Below are 20835 nucleotides of genomic sequence, written 5' to 3' on the forward strand. Positions count from 1 at the left end.
GCCACACTTTATTGGTCAATTTTTGGTAAAGAGCTGTTACGGCTTAAATATGCGTTTTAACAATGACTCTTCTTGTGTACCACAGTTAAAGGGTATCGACTACGCTTACAGATAATTAGCAAATTATAACTCAAAAGGTAAGTATGGCTGGGACAGATACTGTGTCTATTCTATGGTTGTTGGTTTGCACGTGTATTGCTTTCTTTATGCAAGCTGGTTTTACTTTAGTTGAAACAGGCAGCGTTCGCGCAAAAAATTCCGTCAACGTTGCCATGAAGAATATGGCTGACTTCCTTGTTGTGTCGGTCGTGTATGTGCTGGTGGGCTTCCATCTTGCTCAGGGAAGTTCACTGCTGTCATTTGATACCCTGCCAATCAGAAGTGAGCACCTGTCTGTTGTTATGTTTAATCTTATGTTTGTCGCGACGGCGGCTACTATAGTGTCAGGCTGTGTTGCAGAAAGGATGAGTTTTCGTGGGTATGTGTACAGTTCTGCTTTTATTGGCATTCTTATTTACCCAGTGGCCTCTTACTGGACTTGGAATCCCAACTCTTGGTTACATACGTTAGGCTTTTATGATTTTGCTGGGGGGGTGACAGTACATGTCGTTGGAGGCATGTGTGGCTTGGTGGCCACCATGGTTATCGGCCCACGTAAAGAGCGCTTCATGGCGAAACAAGAAGTGAACGAGATCCCTTCCTATAACCACACCTTTGTCACTTTAGGTGTATTTCTCATGGTATTCGCGTGGATGGGCTTCAATGGCGGAAGCTTCTATCAGTTCGATGCACGTGTTCCGGTTGTGCTGTTTAACACCCTTCTGTGTGCCACTGTAGCGGGTTTCGTGACGCTTATTCTTGTTCATCGCTCTCGACATGTTCCAGTTTTTGTCACACTCAATAGCGTATTAGGGGGGCTGGTCATCGTAACGGCAGGTGCAGACCTATTCAGTATATTTGAAGTTGTGTTACTTGGGGTATTGGCATCATTTACCGTTTACTACGGTGATAAAGCACTGATTGCCATGCGTATTGATGACCCCGTTGGTGCGATTCCAGTTCATCTCTTCTGTGGCGTTTTGGGAGGTGTCTATAGCGGATATACACTCAGTTTGACCTCGAATGGCGACTTAGTGTGGGATGTCGGCGTGCAGCTTATAGGTATATTGGCGATTTTACTTTGGTCTGGTACAAGTTCTTACATGTGTTTCCAAGTGCTGAAGTATTTTCACCTTGAGCGTGTCGCCCCTGATGATGAAAAACTTGGACTCAACATTACAGAGCATGGCGTTCAGATGAGTTGGTTGGAGACACTTAGAGTGATTGAAAATATCAGCAGGAATGGAGATTATTCTAAGCGCGTACCTGTTGAACTGGGTACAGAAGCTGGAGACGTAGCGATTTCCTTCAATCATTTAATGGACAGGCTCGAATCAAACATTGGCGTTCTGCATAACGTCGCAAAAGGTAATCTTGTTGACGTCGACATTAAACCAAGTAGTGACAAAGACATCATGGCTAACTCGCTTCATTCGATGATTGTCAGTTTACGTTCCTTGATCGACGAAGTTGAGGATGAAATCCAAAGTCAGGCAAAACAGATTGAAACTAGTGAGCACTCTATTCAAGCCCTGATTGAGAAGTTCAAGCGTACACAAGACCAATTGATGGAGGCCGAGAAAATGTCGGCGCTGACTGGGATGGTCGTCGGTGTCGCTCATGAGCTTAATACTCCACTCGGAATCACAGTGACCAGTTTGTCTGTCCTTAGCGATAAACTGGATGAGGTCTCAAAGAAATTTTCTGAACGGACTATTACCACTGAGGATTTAAATCGATTTTTGACGGTCGCAAATGAGTGTGTCGAAATGGTGGTAAACAATATCGAACGCTCTGTCGCGATAGTCAGCAAATTGAAGCAAATTAACCAGAAGATGGCATCAGAAGAACCTAAAAGGGTGGCTCTAAGGCAAATGCTGGATGAGGCAGTGTTGCATGTGAATGAGACGCTGACGCAGAAATCGATCAATGTGGAAATACAGTGTGAAGCGTCTCTTGATGTCTATTTGCCGCCGATATCGCTGCAATGTGTGATAGAAGAATTACTCAATAACAGCGCGCTTCATGGATTTACCGCAGATGACCACCACTCGCAACGAGTGATTGTAGTGAAGGTCAAAGAGGCGAGTGGACGCATTGATATTATTGTTGAAGACAATGGAGTAGGCATACCGCCAGAGAATCAGAAAAAAATTTTTCAACCTTTCTTTACGACGTTACGCGCCAAAGGGGGTACCGGTCTAGGCTTACATATGGTTTACAACATCTGCACGCAAAAGCTTGCTGGTGAGATCGACATGCAGAGTGAAATTAACAAAGGTACTCGTTTTGTCCTCTCATTGGAGTCTTTCGCTGACGCTTAACGAGGTATTTACTGAGCGCCAGTGAGACAAAATAACGTGTAAAAATATTGCCGCAAAACCTTAAGCGTCTTGTCACTTTTTGCCAAGAAACTGGGGAGCAGTGAGTTAACATGCTGGTGCGGTGATGAATGTAGCAATTTTTGGTAGTGGTTATGTCGGGCTTGTCCAGGCAGCGGTGTTGAGTGATGCAGGACATAACGTTTGCTGCATTGATGTTGATGTTGAGCGAGTAGCAAAGCTGAAAAAAGGCATTGTGCCCATTTACGAACCAGGGCTTGAAAAGCTGGTTGAAGAAAACGTGTTGGCAGGCCGGCTGGCTTTCATGACACAAGCTGAAGAGGCCCTCAATCAAGTCGAATTAATTTTCATTGCAGTTGGTACACCTCAAGACGAAGATGGCTCTGCCGATCTTAGCCATGTTCTCGCGGTGGCGTCAGAGATAGGCAAATACATTAACAAAGATATGATTGTGGTTAATAAATCCACAGTGCCTGTTGGGACAGCGCGAGCCGTCGAAGGTGAAATCCAACAACAGCTAGCTCAACGTGGACAGCCAGCGCTTGATATTGTTGTGTTGTCTAATCCAGAGTTTCTCAAAGAAGGTAGTGCGGTGGTGGATTGTATGCGTCCGGATAGAATTGTTATTGGTCTGGATAAAAATCATCGGCGCTACCAGCAGCTTAAAGATGTGATACGCGAGCTCTATGCTCCTTTCAATCGAAATCATGAAAAACTGATTTATATGGATGTTGAATCGGCGGAACTAACGAAATACGCAGCAAATAGTATGTTGGCGACCAAAATCAGTTTCATGAACGAAATGGCCAATATTGCTGAGCACGTTGGCGCTAATATTGAGGATGTCCGTAAGGGCATAGGTAGTGATGAGCGCATAGGTTATCACTTTATCTATCCCGGTTGTGGCTATGGCGGTTCATGCTTTCCTAAAGATATACAGGCCTTGATCAAGACCGCCGAAAGCTGCGGTTACAGCAGTGAAATATTGAAAGCGGTCGAGAACGTCAACTTCTATCAAAAGCATAAACTGTATGACTTAGTGCAAACACATTTTGGGGGCAGAGAACAGCTGCGAAACAAGACGTTGGCATTGTGGGGTTTGGCGTTTAAACCGCGTACCGATGATATGCGTGAAGCGCCCAGTCGTGTATTGATAGAAGCACTATGGCAAGCGGGGGCGAAGGTTCAAGCTTTCGACCCTAAAGCAATGGAAGAAGCACAGCGAATCTATGGCCCACGTGCAGATTTGTGTTTGATGGGGACGAAAGAGGCCACATTGAGGGGGGCCGATGGGCTTATCATTTGCACCGAATGGCAGAATTTCAAGGCGCCAGATTTTGATTTTATCAAACAGGCCTTGAATCAGGCTGTAATCTTTGATGGGCGGAACCTGTATGAACCTGAACGCCTTTCAAGCAAAGGTATTCAGTACTACTCTATTGGCCGCCAAACCTAATTAGTAAAAGAGGGGCACAGTGCCCCTCGTCAAGTTAGCCTAAAAACTCTGCCTGTTTGGTGTGTTCAACGACTCTACGAACTACCACAGTATTGGCAATTAAGTCATGCCAGCCTTGTTTTTTGCTACTAAAAGCGATCCAAATGAAACCAAGGCATAGCGGGATGGCGCTGACGTAATAAGCAACATAACGAAGAACGGACTTTGAAAATGTCAGTCGATGACCACTATCTGCGTCGAGGACTTCGAGTTTCAGAGCCATTTTTCCGGGAGTTGCTGAACGATAAACCCAAAATGCAACTGTGGCGATTAGAGGACAAACCCAGTTAAGGACCAGATCCCACCCGCCCAATAGAAAATCATCCGAGTTCCAATAGACTTCACCATAAATCCAGTGCATTAATGGTGTAATGAGGAGAAAGAGCAGTACCGTATCGATCAGTGACGCCGCAAAACGGATCCAAAAGCCCGCGTATTCGGTTAATTTATCGTTCATTTTTACCTTCTAGCCAGTTGAACAGCCCTTTTATCGCAAGGCTTGGTTGTGTTGAGGTGCATATTAAGAGCAATATATCAGAAGCTGAAGGTTAATTGCTTTCTTTGCTGTGAATCTAACCAAATAATGACGACAATCATACCATTAGGTAAGAGTGGCGTTGTACTTAGAGATTAAAGAATGCAATGTTTGGCGTAGCTGGTAGCTTCGTTGGCTGTCCAGTCGCCTTTCGGTTTATCAGCTAAGTCCTGGCACCAATCTTCGCTACCGACCGTATTTTGAAAGACACAGTGCTTGGCAAAGTCGAGCGCTCCCTGAGCATTCCATTCGCTCTTCGGTTTATCTTGCATATTGTCACACCATTCCTGTGTGCCGATTTCTTCTTGGCACGCGCTCAGTGCTATCGCTGTGGCAAGAACGAAAACTATTTTTTTCATCGTTTCTCTCAATATTCTGTTTGCGCCACTATACCCAAATTTGTGTCTCAAGTGTGTAATTTACGGCTGAATCAAGGGTCTGATACGCGAATAAATGCATCAAATTTGGTGAATGATGTCACTTTTTGGCGCTGTCAAAACCATCAATTAAGGATCCGTTTCACACTCTAAAGATGAGTGACTCGCAAAACTGAAGTCAGCGATTATGATTTCATCGAAACGTTTCGATGAGTTTTTTGTTAATAGCAAGGCCGGTGTGAAATAGAAACTCAAGGCAGTTTGAACGTGTAATCGATAGGTCGATGAAATGAAAAAAAGTACCCTGATAAACTCTGAACTTTCTTACCTCGTGGCGACACTAGGCCATACTGATGAAATCACGATATGTGATGCAGGTTTACCGATCCCCGAGCAGGTAAAGCGTATAGATCTCGCGTTGACTCATGGCGTGCCGGGCTTTCTGGAAACAGTGCGAGTGATTCTTTCGGAGTCGCAAATAGAAGCAGTGATCATTGCTGAAGAGTTTGCCTCCGTCAGTCCAGCGCATCATGAAACTTTGATTGCTGAGCTGCGAGCTGAACAAGCGCAGACAGGAAAAACTATTTCAGTGGTTTATGTACCACATGAAGAATTCAAAACGCGCACGCACCAAAGTCGTGCCGTAGTGAGAACGGGTGAGTGTACGCCTTACGCCAATGTAATTTTCCAAGCTGGTGTTGTGTTTTAAGCCGTTTGAGACTGAGGACCCATTATGACTCAAGCTATTCTACAACTGAGTGAGATTGAGAAAGCTTTTCCCGGCGTCAAAGCCTTGGATAAAGCGAGTTTAAACGTTTATCCCGGTAAAGTGATGGCTTTGATGGGGGAAAACGGTGCGGGCAAGTCAACCTTGATGAAAGTGTTGACGGGAATTTACAGCAAAGATTCAGGTAGCATTCATTACCAAGGTCAATCAGCTGCGTTTAAAGGCCCGCGTGATTCGCAGCAAGCGGGAATCAGCATTATTCACCAAGAGCTAAACCTGATCCCAGAACTCACGATTGCAGAAAATATCTTCCTTGGCCGAGAGTTTACAGGCGCAATGGGTCGAATTCAGTGGGACAAAATGTATGCTGAAGCGGACAAATTGTTAGCAAGACTGAACGTAAAGCACAGTGCTAAACAACTGTTAGGCGAGCTTAGCCTCGGTGAACAGCAAATGGTTGAGATTGCTAAAGCTCTGTCGTTTGAGTCGAAAGTCATCATTATGGATGAGCCGACCGATGCACTGACGGATACCGAAACTGAGTCTTTGTTTGCCGTGATTCGAGAATTACGTGAGCAAGGCTGCGGCATTGTTTATATCTCTCACCGTCTGAAAGAGATTTTTGAAATCTGCGATGACATCACAGTGCTCCGTGATGGAAAGTTCATTGGCGAGTGCTCTGTAGCGTCTACCGACGAAGATGGACTGATCGAGATGATGGTTGGTCGTAAGCTAGAAGAGCAATACCCACGCATTGACGTTCAACATGGCGACATTTGCCTTGAAGTGATTGAATTGACTGGCTCTGGGGTTCACGACATCAGTTTTAAACTGCAGCGCGGTGAAATACTCGGTGTCTCGGGTTTGATGGGCGCTGGTCGAACTGAATTGATGAAAGTTATCTATGGTGCTCTGCCCAGTGAGCGCGGCGTAATTAATCTGAATAACAAGACCATTAATCCAGTGAGCCCACAAGATGGCCTTGCAAACGGTATTGCTTATATTTCTGAAGATCGTAAGGGCGATGGCTTAGTCTTGGGTTTGTCAGTCAAAGAGAACATGTCGCTTTGCGCTCTGGATAAGTTAACCAAAGGTGGTCGAATTCAGCATGGCGATGAAGTGGTTGCCGTCGAAGACTTTATTAAACTCTTTAACATTAAGACGCCAACTCGCGATCAGATCATTGGCAATCTATCTGGTGGTAACCAGCAGAAGGTGGCGATAGCGAAAGGTCTGATGACTAAACCTAAAGTACTGATCCTTGACGAGCCCACTCGTGGTGTCGATGTCGGTGCAAAGAAAGAAATTTACCAGCTCATCAATAAATTCAAGGCCGAAGGCATGAGTATCATTCTGGTCTCTTCCGAAATGCCGGAAGTATTGGGAATGAGCGACCGCATTATTGTGATGCATGAAGGCCGCATTAGTGGTGAGTTTGATGCCAAAGACGCCGATCAGGAGAAGTTGTTGGCGTGTGCAGTAGGCAAAGAAATAAACGAGGAAGCAGCATGAGTACTAATACCATGAGCAAACCAAACCAAGCGGGCAGCAAAAAACTGTTCAGCAAAGAGTGGCTTATTGAACAAAAGTCGCTCATTGCACTTATCTTCCTAATTGTTGTTGTATCGTTCCTTAACCCCAACTTTTTTACGGTCGATAACATTCTTAACATTCTGCGTCAGACTTCGATAAACGCAATTATTGCAGTAGGTATGACCTTGGTTATCCTAACCGCAGGTATTGATCTGAGCGTTGGCTCCGTTCTGGCTTTATGTGGTGCGTTTGCGGCAAGCTTGATCGCTTTGGAAGTGCCAGTTTTGATCGCGGTTCCAACGGCTTTATTTGCTGGGGCAGCACTGGGGGCTATCAGCGGCATCATTATCGCCAAAGGTAAGGTGCAAGCATTTATCGCAACGCTGGTCACCATGACCTTGTTACGTGGTGTCACTATGGTGTACACCGATGGTCGTCCAATTTCGACAGGCTTTACCGATACCGCTGATGCTTTCGCATGGTTTGGTACAGGTTACGCTTTGGGTATTCCTGTTCCAGTCTGGTTGATGGTTATCGTGTTCGCTGCGGCTTGGTATTTACTTAATCACACACGCTTTGGTCGCTATGTGTATGCATTAGGCGGCAATGAATCTGCGACACGCCTATCTGGCATCAACGTCGATCGCGTTAAGATTGGTGTTTACGCTATATGTGGTCTGCTGTCTGCACTTGCGGGCATCATTATTACATCTCGTCTTTCTTCTGCTCAGCCAACCGCTGGCATGGGCTATGAACTGGATGCCATTGCAGCCGTTGTACTCGGTGGTACCAGTCTGATGGGCGGTAAGGGTCGAATTATGGGCACATTAATTGGTGCGCTCATCATCGGCTTCCTAAACAACGCTCTGAACTTGCTCGACGTGTCATCTTATTACCAGATGATCGCTAAAGCCGTGGTTATTCTGCTAGCGGTATTGGTCGACAACAAGAACAAGTAATTCAAAAAAGGCTTGGAGGTAAGTACTCCGAGCCACCCTACACAAGGACTAAACACAATGAAAAAACTCGCAACTCTTATCTCTGCTGCACTGCTTTCATCCACCGTTTCTATTTCAGCACAGGCGCAAGACACGGTCGCTATCGTACTGTCGACGCTGAACAACCCATTCTTCGTTACGATGAAAGATGGCGCACAAGCAAAAGCCAAAGAGCTGGGCTATGACCTGATTGTTCTGGACTCACAAAATGACCCAAGTAAAGAGCTGTCTAACGTCGAAGACCTTACAGTTAGAGGTGTAAAAGCTATCCTGATCAACCCAACCGATTCTGATGCAGTTTCAAATGCAATCCGTATGGCAAACCGCTCTGATATTCCTGTACTGACTCTAGACCGTGGTGCAAGCCGTGGTGATGTGGTAAGCCACATAGCTTCAGATAACGTAGTCGGTGGTGAAATGGCGGGTCATTTCATTATGGAAAAAGTGGGTGAAAAGGCGAAGGTTATTCAGCTTGAAGGCATTGCAGGTACGTCAGCGGCGCGTGAGCGCGGTGAAGGCTTCATGAACGCCGTCAACGGTGGAGAGATGGAACTGCTAGCAAGCCAACCGGCTGACTTCGACCGCACTAAAGGTCTCAACGTAATGGAAAACTTGCTCGCTGCCAATCCAAATGTACAAGCAGTTTTTGCTCAAAATGATGAAATGGCGCTAGGCGCACTGCGCGCTGTTCAAGCATCAGGCAAAGACGTGATGATCGTTGGTTTCGATGGTACTGATGATGGTATCGCTGCCGTTAACCGCGGTAAATTGGCTGCGACAGTGGCACAGCAGCCAGATCTTATCGGTTCATTAGGTATCGAAACGGCAGACAAAGTACTGAAAGGTGAGTCTGTTGAAGAGTACATCCCAGTACCTCTGAAAGTGATCACAAAGTAATGTGAATTTTGCCCTTCTTCCCATTTTAATCTGTCGTTTGGCGGAGGAGGGCAAATAAGTTTGCGCTTTTGCGAGAGTGCAAACTTATAACTCCCGTTGCAAATTAGTCAGGTTCAATTGAACCGAGGATAACCGTATGAATAAGTTAGTGGTATTAGGTAGTGTTAACGCTGACCATGTCCTCCAAGTGCCTTCTTTTCCTCGTCCAGGCGAGACATTACATGGTCGCAATTATCAAGTTATCCCAGGTGGTAAAGGAGCAAATCAAGCCGTAGCGGCTGCGCGATTAAACGCAGACACCGGATTCATCGCCTGTGTTGGTGATGATGCGTTTGGTATCAATATTCGTGAAAACTTTAAAATGGACAACATCAATATTGCAGGGGTCAAAATGCAGCCGAATTGTCCAACTGGCATTGCCATGATTCAGGTAGCTGAAAGTGGTGAAAACAGTATATGTATCTCCGCGGAGGCGAATGCGAAGTTAACTGAAGACGCGATTGAAGTTGATTTAGAGCGAATCCGTCAGGCCAACTATCTGCTCATGCAGTTGGAAACACCGATGTGTGGCATTGAAAAAGCTGCGCAAGTCGCAAAAGCGTCGAGAACCAACGTCATCCTGAATCCAGCGCCAGCGCGTGAGTTATCGGATGAATTGCTGGCATGTATTGATGTGATTACGCCTAATGAAACCGAAGCTGAAGTGCTTACTGGTATTACAGTAACGGACAACCAGTCAGCGCAAGAAGCCGCAAATGCGCTTCACCGTAAGGGAATAGAGGTCGTCTTGATAACACTCGGTGCTAAAGGAGTATGGCTTAGTCTCAATGGGTGTGGTGAACTTATTCCGGGCTTCCGAGTCGAAGCAACAGATACTACAGCTGCAGGCGATACCTTTAATGGAGCCTTGGTCACTGGTTTATTGGAAGATTTGCCTCTAGAATCTGCGATAAAGTTTGCTCACGCTGCGGCAGCCATTTCCGTGACACGTTTTGGCGCTCAGACTTCAATTCCTAGCCGAGAGGAAGTGGATACTTTTCTCGAGCAACACAGTTAGTCAGATGTAAGGAGATAGTGACATGGCTACAATGAAAGATATTGCCCGGCTCGCCGGGGTTTCCACTTCAACGGTCAGCCATGTCATTAATCAGTCTCGTTATGTGAGTGAAGAAATCTCTGAGCGTGTCAATAAGGCGGCTCAAGAACTTAACTACACGCCTTCCGCGCTTGCCCGTAGCCTCAAGATCAATCGCACTAACACCATCGGTATGCTAGTAACGACCTCGACAAACCCCTTCTTTGGCGAAGTGGTTAAGGGGGTAGAACGCAGTTGCTATCAACAAGGTTATAACCTTATTTTATGCAACACCGAAGGGGACAACGAACGTATGCGTGAGTCGATTAACACCCTGTTGCAAAAGCGCGTTGATGGTTTGATTCTTATGTGTTCTTCTTTAGAAGGGGAACGCATCGATGTGTTCGAGAAATACCCTGATATTCCAGTCGTCGTGATGGACTGGGGTCCGATGCTGTTTACCAGTGATAAAATTCAGGACAATTCGTTACGCGGCGGCTACATGGCGGCGAAGCATCTGATTGAATCGGGCCACACAGAGATAGGTTGTATTACGGGACCTTTAGCCAAACACCAGGCACAGATGCGTTATGAAGGTTATAAACGCGCTTTGATAGAAGCAGGGCTAGAATTCAATCCAAATTGGATTATTGAATCTGACTTCGAATGTGAAGGCGGCTATGAGGCGCTGAACAAGATGCACGCCAAAGGTTCGTTACCCAGTTCGATTTTCGTCTGCAATGATATGATGTCGATGGGCGTGATTAATGCCGCCCATGAGAAAGGAATTCGAGTACCAGAGGAACTTTCCATTATCGGTTACGATGATATCCACATCTCCAAGTTTATGACCCCGGCCCTGACGACTATCCACCAACCTAAATACCGTTTAGGTAAAGCTGCTGTGGAAGCCGTATTGAAAAAGTTAGAAGGTGGAGAGACGGAACCACAAGTCGTTCAGTTGGAGCCCACTCTGGTTGAACGAAAAACGGTTCGTGCAATGAATTGATGTATCGAGATTGGTTATATCCATAAATTTCATGTGGTTAAATGTTTCCACCAAATGGCGGAATGAAACTGCATATTGAATGCCATTTACACTTTTTCTATAAGTTTGTGCTAAAACTTAAGATAGGGAAATGGAATTAGGGGGTTAGACAAGAAATGGAATTGTTTGCGGACCATCGACAGTCACAACAACCTGAGGTCGAAGGCAGTAGTAATGCTGAAAATTTGGCTACTCCTTGGAAAGTGCTACTTATCGATGATGATGAGCAGATGCATCAGGTTACGAAGCTGGCCCTATCTGATTTTGAATTTGAAGGAAGACACTTAGAACTGATCTCTGCTCACTCAGCAGAGGAAGCGAAAGGTATTTTCCAGAGCGCAGATGATATTGCTCTCGCGCTTGTTGATGTGGTGATGGAAACCGAGCATGCAGGTTTAGAGCTGGTTAAATATGTCCGTGAAGAGCTAGGCAACAGCTTAGTTCGCCTCGTTCTGCGAACCGGACAGGCGGGGCAGGCGCCAGAAGATACCGTCATTCGTGAATATGAAATCGACGACTACAAAGAAAAAACCGAACTGACTACGCAGAAACTCAAAACCCTACTTTATTCCATGCTTCGTTCTTACCGTGATCTTTGTTTGATTGAACATCAAAAGAAGGGGCTTAGCAAAGTTATTGAGGCGTCAGCGTATGTTCAAAACACCAATACCCTTCAGACTTACGCTACTTGCGTTTTAGAACAACTGACCTCGTTACTTAAACTGGACAAATCTGCTTTGTACTGCATTGTTCAGCCAAGACCAAATGGCGAAGAGTCGCGTGCTTTAACGCTGGCTGCGACGGGTAATTTCGTTGATTTCTATAGCGAATGTGCATTTGAAAAGCTACCTCAAGAAGTCTCAGAACGGTGTAAACGAGTTTTTGAGACTCAGAAGTCAGAAAATTTTGGCGACGCCTATGTATTGTATACGCATGATGAGCAAGGGGTTGACTGTATCCTATATGTCAATGTCGCACGCGTACTGACCGAGCTCGACATGCAGCTACTCGAAATCTATATGCAAAATATAGGGCTAACCTTTGAAAATCTAAGCTTGATGCTCGATATCCGAGAAACATCGAAAGAGCTGGTTTACAACTTGGCTAATGCGGTTGAAGCGCGGAGTAAAGAAACAGGGGCGCACGTACAGCGAGTGTCTTTGTTCAGTGAAAAACTGGCTCAGCTATATGGGTTGAGTGAGTATGATGCATCAATGATCAAACATGCGTCGCCTCTACATGATGTAGGGAAGGTAGCGGTACCGGATTCTATCCTTCACAAACCCGGTAAACTTAATGCGGAAGAGTGGGAGATAATGAAGAAGCATGTTGATTACGGTGTTGATATTTTGAGCAAGTCTAAGCGTCGCTTGATCACTGTTGCTAAGGAAATCGCTGGTTATCACCATGAAAAATGGGATGGGACTGGTTACCCAAATGGTTTATCAGGTTTGGACATCCCCGTCACCGGTCGTATCACCGCTCTAGCCGATGTGTTTGACGCATTGGGTGCGAAACGCAGCTACAAAGAGCCATGGAGCGATGAAGATATTATGGTCGAGCTGGTCGCACAAAAAGGTAAGCATTTCGAACCTGAATTGGTTGAGCTCCTTGTTCAGCACTGGGACGAGTTTATTGAAATTCGTAACTCACTCCCTGATTAATCTTGTTGTTCATCCAAAGGAAGCTCTTTGGGGAGCGTGAGTATAAACAATACTCCTTCCCCTTGTTGAGAGTTGAATTTCAGCTCTCCTTGGAGTTTCTGTTTCACTAAATTAAACACTAAGTTAAGCCCCAAGCCTGAACCACCCAAACCGCGTTTGCTGGTATAGAATGGTTCAAAAATCTTCTGATGCAACGACTCTTCAACGCCACTGCCATTGTCCCGGTATTCAAATACTACTGAGTCATCAACGGCATAAAAATGTATCTCAATCTCAGCATCAGGCTGGTCGTCAAACGCGTGGTTAATACTGTTCATCACTAGATTAGAAATGATCTGAGTGAGTACACCCGGTAAGCTAGTCATTACGATCGATGAGTCACCATTCAGACGCGGCGCTACAGGCACTTTGCGCGTTTCCGGGTGCAGACTGGCGAGTAGGGCTTCTAGCACCTGAAGGACGTTAAACGGCGAGCGAGCTTCGGACACTTGATCAACGGCAGTTTGTTTGAAATCTTTCACCAGTTTGGCAGCTCTACTGAGGTTATGTTCTAGCATTTGGCTGCCATCAGACATACGTTTCATCAGCGTCTCAAACTGAGTACTAGTCAGAGTCTGGGCGGCAAAAGCGGCGTTGAGCTCACTGGTCACGTCCCTTATCACTGAGGTTGCTGTGACTGCAATGCCGAGTGGCGTATTCACTTCATGAGCAACACCTGCTACCAGCCCCCCTAAGGCTGCGAGTTTTTCTGATTCAACCAGCTTGTCCTGAGTCTCTTGCAGTTGCTCCATGCTTTGTTTGAGGTCCAAGGTTCTTGAGGCGACCAAGCGTTCAAGATTTTGGTTGAGTTCTTCAAGTTCAATCTGCGTCAGCTTGAGTTCGGTGATGTTGATGGCAGTACCTCTAAAGCCCAAAAATTGACTATTTTCATAGCGTGCTTTCGCCTGGAATAAGAGATATAAAGTTATGCTATTGATGGTGAGACTTTCCTCAATTTGTGTGAAGTCATTGCGCTTAGAAATAGCCTGATGTAGGCCTGTCGCATCACGTAAACCTTGGATTTCAGTAAAGCTGATGTGATTCACTGTGGTCAATTCCAGCGTCTCCTTCATTGTTTCTGAGCAATAAACAAGTCGGCCAAGATCATCGGTTTCCCATAACCAATCGGAAGATACATGAGTAAAATCAGCCAATCGTTCCTGCTCTTCTTTGATGCTGTTATAGAGCAGAGTGATGTTGCTGCTGATTTTATTCGCACCCTCACCGAGCCAATCCAGTTCGTCATCTTTCTCTTGGATCCAGCGCTGCCTTTCTAACACTAAAGGCTTGCTGGGGTGGCGAGGGTTAAATGCCCGAAGGTATTGTGCAATTTGAAATATGCGACGATTGACACTGGCATGGAAGATAAACAGCATAATGGAGCAGACAAGCAGAGTCTTAAAGGCATTGAGTAATAATGTGGAAATAAACTGTTGAATTAGATAGTCGTAGATTTCTTGTGCATTGGATTCAACATTGATGGTGCCAATGTCTTCAGTATGGCCATCTTCTGGGTCACGATAGGTCAGCAAGTATGTGGCTTTGACGACATTGCCTTTGACTTTTTTACCAGAGTTAAAGGTGTAGTTTCCGGAATGAACTTCAAGGTAGTCAATTTTGGGTAAGTTGACCAATCCATCGAGTCTTTCCTGTAGAACGACTAAATCAAAAGACCACAGGGAAGAGGCTAACAAACTCGCATGCACGTCACGTATCTCAACGTGCCTTTGCTCAACATCATTGAACTCTTTTTCATAATCCCAAGACAGTTGCAAGACAGTGGTAAGTAGTGTCACCACGCTACTCAATGTCACCATGAGTAAAATAATCCGGCGACCAATCCTGCTATACAAGGGGTTGTTTATGCTTTCTTCTACTTTTTTACTGCGGCTCATAGGACTCTAACGTCGTGTTTTTACTTGAGTATAGTCTGCACTGGTTGACTTTTATAACGTGCTATTCATACCAAAGATGGTTTTTAATCCTAAACTAAAGCATGAGTTGCATTTTTTGAGATGGTCTATGAGAGTATTGACGCTTTGGTTATTGCTTTACTGTGGCTTTGCTCAAGCTGAGAAAGTGCTGCTTATAGAGAGCTATCACGCTGAATATCCATGGAACGCCAGCTATGTCAAAGGGATTGAGTCGGTTTTGACCGATTCTGCACAGCTCTATCGGTTTCAAATGGACACTAAACGCCTACCGGCCAAAGAATTCGAATCTAGAGCCGACGAAGCGCTGTCGTACTATTACAGCTTACAGCCAGACGTTGTTATTCTGGGCGACGATAACGCGTTAAATTACATGCTACCTAGGCTTTATAAGGAACCGATTTCCATTGTGTTCTTAGGGATTAACGCTAACCCCCGTTATCTTTTGTTCCAATATCGGGGGCAAGCCAAGGTTACCGGAGTACTAGAGCTCCCTTTATACGTCAAAACCCTTGGTGATCTCAGTCTTGTCTATCCTGAGCGCTATTTTAAAGTACGTGTGATGTTTGACTCAGGAGTGACGTCCAAAATTGCGGCGAAGTACATTCAACGGCAATATGAAATGATCAAAGATAATCTAGGAATTGAAACGGAAATACTACTGCTGTCGACGCGTAATGAATGGGAAGCCGCGATTATGGGGGCCAAAGCTGACAATGTGGCGATGATCATCATAGGTTTGTATCATACATTGATTGATGACGGAGGTGAGAGTGTACCTTCAGAGCAGGTGTTGCAGTGGACCAATGAACATGCCACAACACCATTGTTTGCTTTCTGGGATTTCGCAGTGGGAACGGGCAAAGCGAGCGGAGGTGTCGTCTTATTTGGCGAAAGTCAAGGTAAGCAGGCAGGTACTATGGTCAACCGGATCTTAGCGGGTGAAATTGCCGATCAAATCCCTATTGCTATTGGTGAACAGGGCAGAGCTATTTACTCCCCGGCGGAGATGGAACGCTGGGGTTTGAAGCCTCCCTCTCATTGGCAGCCAATTGATTAACCGTAGATAATAAAAAGCCCCACTAGCTGAGCTGGTGGGGCTTTTCAATGAGTGCTAATTAAGCTTCGCTGCGACGGTCACGGCCATGTCCGCGTTCACCACGATGGTTGCCACGGTGGTCACCACCACGGTTACGGTCAAAGCGACGCTCGCCATCACGACGGCCACCGTCGCGATTACCACGGCCACCTTCTCGGTTACCACGATAGCCACCTTCACGGTTTCCGTCACGATTACCACGGTAACCGCCATCACGGCGACCACCATCGCGACGTCCACCGTCACGACGACCACGAGGTTCACGGAAATCATCAAAGTCACACACTACCGCACCCACTTCTTTCTGACGAATGCGTAGTTTGCGCAGCTTGTTCGCTGTCTCAGAAGACATCGCTTTTGGCAGCTGAACGTAAGTCTCGCCCTGTGCTAGTTTAATCGCACCGATAGAGCCTTTAACTAGGCCAAGCTCGTTTGCTAGTGCGCCAACGATATCTTTAACTTGAACACCTTGATCACGACCAACCTGAAGCTGGTAAGTATCCCAGTCTTGGTTGTTGAAGTTGCGATCACGACCACGACCGTCACGACCACCTTCGCGACGCTCTTTACGGCGTTGCTTGTCACGTTCAATTGCTTCAATCATTGGATCTTCGCCAATGTAGAACAGTGGGCGCTTACCTTGCTGGCGTTTAAGTAGGATTGCTGCAAGTGTTGCTGCGTCAATCTCTAGCGTACCTTGTAGCTTTTCTACAAGCTCACCGAACTTCTCAAGAGATTTGTGTTCTTTCTCTTGCTCAAGCTCTGCACCAAGTTTAACCAAACGAGCTTCTGCTACCTTGTCACGAAGTGGAAGTTGAATTTCTTCCATTGAAGACTTAGTCACGCGCTCGATCGTACGAAGCATACGAATTTGGTTAGTGCGAACTAGAAGGATCGCTTTACCTTTACGTCCAGCACGACCTGTACGGCCGATACGGTGGATGTAAGACTCGACATCGAATGGGATGTCGTAGTTAAATACGTGTGTGATACGTGGAACGTCAAGGCCACGTGCTACAACGTCAGTTGCAACTAGGATGTCGATAACACCTTGTTTGATGTGATCAACCGTACGCTCACGTAGAGACTGAGGAATGTCACCGTGCAGCGCAGACGCTTTGAAGCCGCGAGCACATAGCCAATCAGCAAGACGCTCAGTATCTTGACGAGTACGTACGAATACGATTGATGCATCAGTCTCTTCTGTTTCTAGAAGACGAGACATTGCTTCGTCTTTCTCTACACCTTTAACAACCCAGAACTGCTGCTCTACTTTGTCTACAGTGTGGTTTTTACCTGCAACGTCGATAGTGATAGGGTCACGTAGGAAACGCTCAACAATGTTTTTCAGCATTGGAGGCATAGTTGCAGAGAAAAGTACACGTTGTGCTGATTCAGGAGCGTGCTCCATAATTTCAGTTACGTCGTCAACGAAGCCCATGTTTAGCATCTCATCCGCCTCATCAAGAACGAATGTGTGTACTTCGTCTAGGTGCAGACGTTCACGATTGATAAGGTCTTGAACACGGCCTGGTGTACCGACCACAATATGAGCACCGCTCTTGAGGGCGCGCATTTGGTCAACGATTGAAGCACCACCGTAGATTTCAAGTACCTTAAGGCCAGAGATGTTTTGGCCGAGGTTTTTCATTTCTGCAGCAACCTGAATCGCTAGTTCACGAGTTGGTGCTAGAACGATAGCTTGAGGCTTACGCTGAGACAGGTTGATTTTGTTCAGAAGAGGTAAAGAGAAGGCGGCAGTTTTACCAGTACCAGTTTGAGCTTTACCTAGTGCGTCTGTACCTTCCATTAGGTGCGGGATAGCTGCAGCCTGAATTGGAGTTGGTGAAACGAAACCCATTCCATCAAGTGCAGAAAGGATAGAGTCGTTAAGCGCTAAGTCGCTAAACTGAATTACAGAATCTGTCATTGGGATCCTACTATATTAATGTAAACAAAAGGTCCCACGAGCTCTACCAATTCCATTACCAATCCAGTTCTTTGCTGAATCCGTTCAGATGCGGATAAGTCGTAAATCGCATCAAGCCGCTAGGGACATATCTAAGGGGGCGGAATTATTCCTTAAATACACAAAAAAAGCCAGAAAAAATTGAATTACATCACATATTTTTCTCACTATTGATTAAAGTGAGTGTTCAATGACCAAAAATAGTGAATATATGGATCTATTAGCGCGGAAAATAGTCGCTGTTAGTTTTCGAGACGGATAGGTAAATCAATAGATAGGAGAAGCTTTGCGGTTTGCTCGGCATTAGTGCTGCATTCCCGGTAAGTGCAGCGCTCAACCCACAACTGAAGAACAAAAGGGTAGGTATCATTGGAGCTGGTGCTGCTGGAATGTGTACTGGTTGTCTGCTCAAGGCTCTTGGTGTTGAATATACCTTATTCGAAGCGTCATCGAGAATTGGTGGACGAATCAAAGAAGACAACACATTCGCTGACTTTCCCTTTATGGTGAGCAAGTTCGTAATGGTTATGTAAAGCACAGTTCAAAATTGGAATGAGGAACCTTTTGCAATGGGAGCGTACCTCGCCGACAGCGCAACGTATCGCTTGCCATCCAAGTTGTTTAAGCCTGTGAAAGACAAAGTGTTCTTTGCCGGAGAAGCCTACCACCCCGATAAAGAGGATTGGGGAGGAGTACATAATGCTACGCGGGCGGCGCGAAATGTGGTTGAGATGATCACTAGACACAAGTTCAATTGAGGCTGTTTTCTGTGGCAATGGTACAAAGCGTTGTCAATGTGGCTTTAGTATGAACAATCAATGATAAAACGCTTCTTCAATATACTTTCAGTACATTAACTAGTACCATGTGCGCAATAGATTGATGCCCCAAATAGGCTTGCCACTAGCTTGTGCGGCAAGCTTATAAACTTGGGGCCCATATAGCGCCGCATGCATTTGTCATTCGGAATAAAGAACGAATTAGTTAGAAATTAAAATGTTCCAAGATAACCCTCTACTGGCTCAACTTAAGCAGCAAATTCAGGAAAACCTTCCTAAAAAGGAAGGTACGATCAAAGCGACTGAAAAAGGCTTCGGCTTTTTAGAAGTCGACAGCAAGACCAGCTTCTTTATTCCGCCGCCATACATGAAAAAATGTATGCATGGTGACAAAGTGAAAGCCATTATCCGCACAGAAAAAGAACGTGAAGTAGCAGAGCCAGAAGAACTGGTTGAACAAGGTGTAAACCGTTTTATTGGGCGTATCAAACTCTTCAAAGGCAAGTTGAATGTTGCACCTGATCATCCTCAGCTTAAGAAACTCTCTTTGAAAGCAAAAGTGAGAAAAGGCTTAAAAAGTGATGAATTCAAAGAGGGGGACTGGGTGGTGGCTCATCTCACCCAGCATCCTTTGAAAGGCGACAATGGTTTCTTTGTCGAGATCTCAGAAAAAATCACCGACGCTGACGACAAGATTGCCCCTTGGTGGGTAACGTTAGCGCAAAATGATTTGCCAAATAGTGAGCCTGCAGGTATCGACAACTGGGAAATCAAAGATGACGCTGATTTAGCGCGTATCGACATGACGCACATACCGTTTGTGACTATAGATGGTGAGTCAACCAAAGATATGGACGATGCGTTGTACGCGAAGAAGACAGAAACCGGTGATTTTGAACTGACAATTGCGATTGCCGATCCAACGGCCTATATCACGCCAGACAGCGATATGGACAAGGTTGCCCGAGAGCGTGGCTTTACCATTTACCTGCCGGGTCGTAACATCCCGATGCTACCGCGTGATTTGGCTGATGAACTCTGTTCTCTTATCGAAAACGAAGAACGTCCAGCACTTTGCTGTACAGTTACAATCAGCAAAGATGGTGTGATTGGCGATGACGTTAAGTTCTTTGCTGCGAACATTAAATCCCACGCGCGTCTCGCTTATGATCATGTATCTGATTGGCTTGAAAAAGGGCAATCTGAATCGTGGCAGCCTACGGAAGACATTGCTGAAATTGTTCGTGACTTGTACGAGTTTTCTCAAGCTCGCGCAGAGTGGCGCGAGACCAACGCGGTGGTTTTCCCAGACCGGCCAGATTACCGCTTTGAGCTAAGCGAAGATAACGACGTAGTCGCCATTCATTCAGATATGCGTCGCTGTGCGAATCGCTTGGTTGAAGAGTCGATGATTACGGCAAACATCTGTGCAGGTAAAGCGCTGAAGGCAAGCTTTGATTCAGGTGTATTTAATACTCACGCAGGTTTTAAACCAGAAAAGATCGCTGACGTGATTGAGTTGGTTAACCCTGAAGGTGAGTTGCCGTTTAATGCAGAAAGTGTGGTGACCCTACAAGGATTTGCGGAACTGCGTCGTTGGTTGGCAACACAAGAGACGAGCTACCTAGACAATCGTATCCGTAAGTACCAAGCATACAGCGAAATTGGTAACCAACCTTTGCCCCACTATGCAATGGGCTTAGAGCTGTACGCTACGTGGACCTCTCCAATTCGTAAGTACGGCGACATGATTAACCATCGTATGCTTAAAGCTCATATTTTGGGTAAAGAGCCCGTTCAAATCGCAGATGAATCTGTGGGTGAAGAATTGGCCTTGCATCGTAAGCATCATAAGATGGCAGAACGTAGTGTGAGTGACTGGTTGTATGCTCGCACTCTGGCTGAAGAACCAGCAAAAGGGACCGTCTTTAATGGAGAAATCTTTGATGTATCTCGGGCTGGTGTTCGAGTAAGACTAATCGAAAATGGTGCGGCGGCCTTCATCCCTGGCTCTTTGATTTTGGCGAATAAAGAGCGATTAGAATGTAATAGTGACCTTGGTACGGTTTCGATTGATAAACAAGTGATTTACCGTTTGGGCGATGTACTTGAATTAGTCCTGAATGACGTTAACCAAGAAACGCGCAGTATTGTAGCTAAGCCGACTCAGGTTTTTGACGATGTCAAAGCAGCTGAAACGAGCACAGATTAGCCACGACATTTAATCG

The 20835-nt window shown here is 45.8% G+C and carries 17 protein-coding genes; 13 read left to right on the forward strand and 4 right to left on the reverse strand.

Features of this window, described 5'->3' with window-relative positions; genetic code table 11:
- Positions 1 to 143: 143 nt before the first annotated feature.
- Both OH455_RS19755 and OH455_RS19760 read left to right on the forward strand, forming a co-directional pair.
- Positions 144 to 2423: an ATP-binding protein gene (locus OH455_RS19755; RefSeq protein WP_269982554.1), complete on the forward strand. Its 2280-nt coding sequence runs from the start codon at positions 144 to 146 to the stop codon at positions 2421 to 2423.
- A gap of 124 nt (positions 2424 to 2547) precedes the next feature.
- Positions 2548 to 3897, forward strand: a complete 1350-nt coding sequence (locus OH455_RS19760; protein WP_269982555.1) for a UDP-glucose dehydrogenase family protein — start codon at positions 2548 to 2550, stop codon at positions 3895 to 3897.
- Positions 3898 to 3931: 34 nt separating this feature from the next.
- On the opposite strand, the gene OH455_RS19765 is transcribed toward OH455_RS19760, so the two are convergent.
- Together OH455_RS19765 and OH455_RS19770 are read right to left on the reverse strand one after the other, a co-directional pair.
- The gene (locus OH455_RS19765) at positions 3932 to 4393 is read right to left on the reverse strand and encodes an RDD family protein (protein WP_206371636.1); all 462 of its coding nucleotides are present in this window, start codon (positions 4391 to 4393) and stop codon (positions 3932 to 3934) included.
- Between the two features lie 173 nt (positions 4394 to 4566).
- A complete protein-coding gene (locus tag OH455_RS19770; protein WP_045977497.1) occupies positions 4567 to 4830 on the reverse strand; it encodes a DUF3012 domain-containing protein in 264 nt (87 codons plus the stop codon).
- Positions 4831 to 5137: 307 nt separating this feature from the next.
- Here OH455_RS19770 and rbsD point away from each other — a divergent pair, with 307 nt between their 5' ends.
- The 7 genes from rbsD (at position 5138) to OH455_RS19805 (ending at position 12790) form a co-directional block, all read left to right on the forward strand.
- Positions 5138 to 5557: a D-ribose pyranase gene (gene rbsD, locus OH455_RS19775; protein WP_269982556.1), complete on the forward strand. Its 420-nt coding sequence runs from the start codon at positions 5138 to 5140 to the stop codon at positions 5555 to 5557.
- A gap of 24 nt (positions 5558 to 5581) precedes the next feature.
- Entirely contained in the window at positions 5582 to 7087 is a 1506-nt protein-coding gene (gene rbsA / locus OH455_RS19780; RefSeq protein ID WP_269982557.1) for a ribose ABC transporter ATP-binding protein RbsA, read from the forward strand.
- The gene (gene rbsC, locus OH455_RS19785; protein WP_045977494.1) at positions 7084 to 8067 is read left to right on the forward strand and encodes a ribose ABC transporter permease; all 984 of its coding nucleotides are present in this window, start codon (positions 7084 to 7086) and stop codon (positions 8065 to 8067) included. Before rbsA ends, rbsC begins: the two co-directional genes overlap by 4 nt.
- A 57-nt stretch (positions 8068 to 8124) precedes the next feature.
- The gene (gene rbsB, locus OH455_RS19790) at positions 8125 to 9003 is read left to right on the forward strand and encodes a ribose ABC transporter substrate-binding protein RbsB (protein WP_045977493.1); all 879 of its coding nucleotides are present in this window, start codon (positions 8125 to 8127) and stop codon (positions 9001 to 9003) included.
- Positions 9004 to 9139: 136 nt separating this feature from the next.
- Positions 9140 to 10060 (forward strand): ribokinase, encoded by a 921-nt coding sequence (gene rbsK, locus OH455_RS19795; RefSeq protein ID WP_269982558.1) that lies wholly within the window; start codon positions 9140 to 9142, stop codon positions 10058 to 10060.
- A gap of 22 nt (positions 10061 to 10082) precedes the next feature.
- Entirely contained in the window at positions 10083 to 11087 is a 1005-nt protein-coding gene (locus OH455_RS19800; protein ID WP_269982559.1) for a substrate-binding domain-containing protein, read from the forward strand.
- Between the two features lie 155 nt (positions 11088 to 11242).
- Entirely contained in the window at positions 11243 to 12790 is a 1548-nt protein-coding gene (locus OH455_RS19805; protein ID WP_269982560.1) for a DUF3369 domain-containing protein, read from the forward strand.
- On the opposite strand, the gene OH455_RS19810 is transcribed toward OH455_RS19805, so the two are convergent.
- The gene (locus OH455_RS19810; protein WP_269982561.1) at positions 12787 to 14724 is read right to left on the reverse strand and encodes a PAS domain-containing sensor histidine kinase; all 1938 of its coding nucleotides are present in this window, start codon (positions 14722 to 14724) and stop codon (positions 12787 to 12789) included. The two genes, OH455_RS19805 and OH455_RS19810, sit on opposite strands and share 4 nt — an antisense overlap.
- A gap of 127 nt (positions 14725 to 14851) precedes the next feature.
- Here OH455_RS19810 and OH455_RS19815 point away from each other — a divergent pair, with 127 nt between their 5' ends.
- Positions 14852 to 15820 carry an ABC transporter substrate-binding protein gene (locus OH455_RS19815; RefSeq protein ID WP_269982562.1) on the forward strand — a complete coding sequence of 323 codons (969 nt, stop codon included), beginning with the start codon at positions 14852 to 14854 and terminating at the stop codon, positions 15818 to 15820.
- 58 nt (positions 15821 to 15878) lie between these two features.
- On the opposite strand, the gene OH455_RS19820 is transcribed toward OH455_RS19815, so the two are convergent.
- The gene (locus OH455_RS19820) at positions 15879 to 17789 is read right to left on the reverse strand and encodes a DEAD/DEAH box helicase (RefSeq protein ID WP_269982563.1); all 1911 of its coding nucleotides are present in this window, start codon (positions 17787 to 17789) and stop codon (positions 15879 to 15881) included.
- 332 nt (positions 17790 to 18121) lie between these two features.
- On the opposite strand from OH455_RS19820, the gene OH455_RS19825 reads away from it, so the two are divergent.
- From OH455_RS19825 to rnb, 3 genes are all read left to right on the forward strand, one after another.
- Positions 18122 to 18361 (forward strand): NAD(P)-binding protein, encoded by a 240-nt coding sequence (locus OH455_RS19825; protein ID WP_269982564.1) that lies wholly within the window; start codon positions 18122 to 18124, stop codon positions 18359 to 18361.
- Positions 18362 to 18397: 36 nt separating this feature from the next.
- Positions 18398 to 18586, forward strand: coding sequence for a hypothetical protein (locus tag OH455_RS19830; protein WP_269982565.1), 189 nt, complete (start codon positions 18398 to 18400; stop codon positions 18584 to 18586).
- Between the two features lie 238 nt (positions 18587 to 18824).
- Entirely contained in the window at positions 18825 to 20819 is a 1995-nt protein-coding gene (gene rnb, locus OH455_RS19835; protein ID WP_269982566.1) for an exoribonuclease II, read from the forward strand.
- Positions 20820 to 20835 lie beyond the last annotated feature (16 nt).

Origin of the sequence: Vibrio sp. T11.5 (assembly GCF_027587155.1) — a bacterium.
Lineage (GTDB): Bacteria > Pseudomonadota > Gammaproteobacteria > Enterobacterales > Vibrionaceae > Vibrio > Vibrio neptunius.

Excerpts from the sequence above, each read along its gene's own strand:
- OH455_RS19760 (WP_269982555.1), top strand. The coding sequence starts at position 2,548 with ATGAATGTAGCAATTTTTGGTAGTGGTTATGTCGGGCTTGTCCAGGCA.
- OH455_RS19755 (WP_269982554.1), top strand. The coding sequence starts at position 144 with ATGGCTGGGACAGATACTGTGTCTATTCTATGGTTGTTGGTTTGCACG.
- OH455_RS19805 (WP_269982560.1), top strand. The coding sequence starts at position 11,243 with ATGGAATTGTTTGCGGACCATCGACAGTCACAACAACCTGAGGTCGAA.
- rbsK (WP_269982558.1), top strand. The coding sequence starts at position 9,140 with ATGAATAAGTTAGTGGTATTAGGTAGTGTTAACGCTGACCATGTCCTC.
- rbsD (WP_269982556.1), top strand. The coding sequence starts at position 5,138 with ATGAAAAAAAGTACCCTGATAAACTCTGAACTTTCTTACCTCGTGGCG.
- rnb (WP_269982566.1), top strand. The coding sequence starts at position 18,825 with ATGTTCCAAGATAACCCTCTACTGGCTCAACTTAAGCAGCAAATTCAG.
- OH455_RS19820 (WP_269982563.1), bottom strand. The coding sequence starts at position 17,789 with ATGACAGATTCTGTAATTCAGTTTAGCGACTTAGCGCTTAACGACTCT.
- rbsB (WP_045977493.1), top strand. The coding sequence starts at position 8,125 with ATGAAAAAACTCGCAACTCTTATCTCTGCTGCACTGCTTTCATCCACC.
- OH455_RS19815 (WP_269982562.1), top strand. The coding sequence starts at position 14,852 with ATGAGAGTATTGACGCTTTGGTTATTGCTTTACTGTGGCTTTGCTCAA.
- OH455_RS19830 (WP_269982565.1), top strand. The coding sequence starts at position 18,398 with ATGGGAGCGTACCTCGCCGACAGCGCAACGTATCGCTTGCCATCCAAG.
- OH455_RS19765 (WP_206371636.1), bottom strand. The coding sequence starts at position 4,393 with ATGAACGATAAATTAACCGAATACGCGGGCTTTTGGATCCGTTTTGCG.
- rbsA (WP_269982557.1), top strand. The coding sequence starts at position 5,582 with ATGACTCAAGCTATTCTACAACTGAGTGAGATTGAGAAAGCTTTTCCC.
- OH455_RS19800 (WP_269982559.1), top strand. The coding sequence starts at position 10,083 with ATGGCTACAATGAAAGATATTGCCCGGCTCGCCGGGGTTTCCACTTCA.
- OH455_RS19770 (WP_045977497.1), bottom strand. The coding sequence starts at position 4,830 with ATGAAAAAAATAGTTTTCGTTCTTGCCACAGCGATAGCACTGAGCGCG.
- OH455_RS19810 (WP_269982561.1), bottom strand. The coding sequence starts at position 14,724 with ATGAGCCGCAGTAAAAAAGTAGAAGAAAGCATAAACAACCCCTTGTAT.
- rbsC (WP_045977494.1), top strand. The coding sequence starts at position 7,084 with ATGAGTACTAATACCATGAGCAAACCAAACCAAGCGGGCAGCAAAAAA.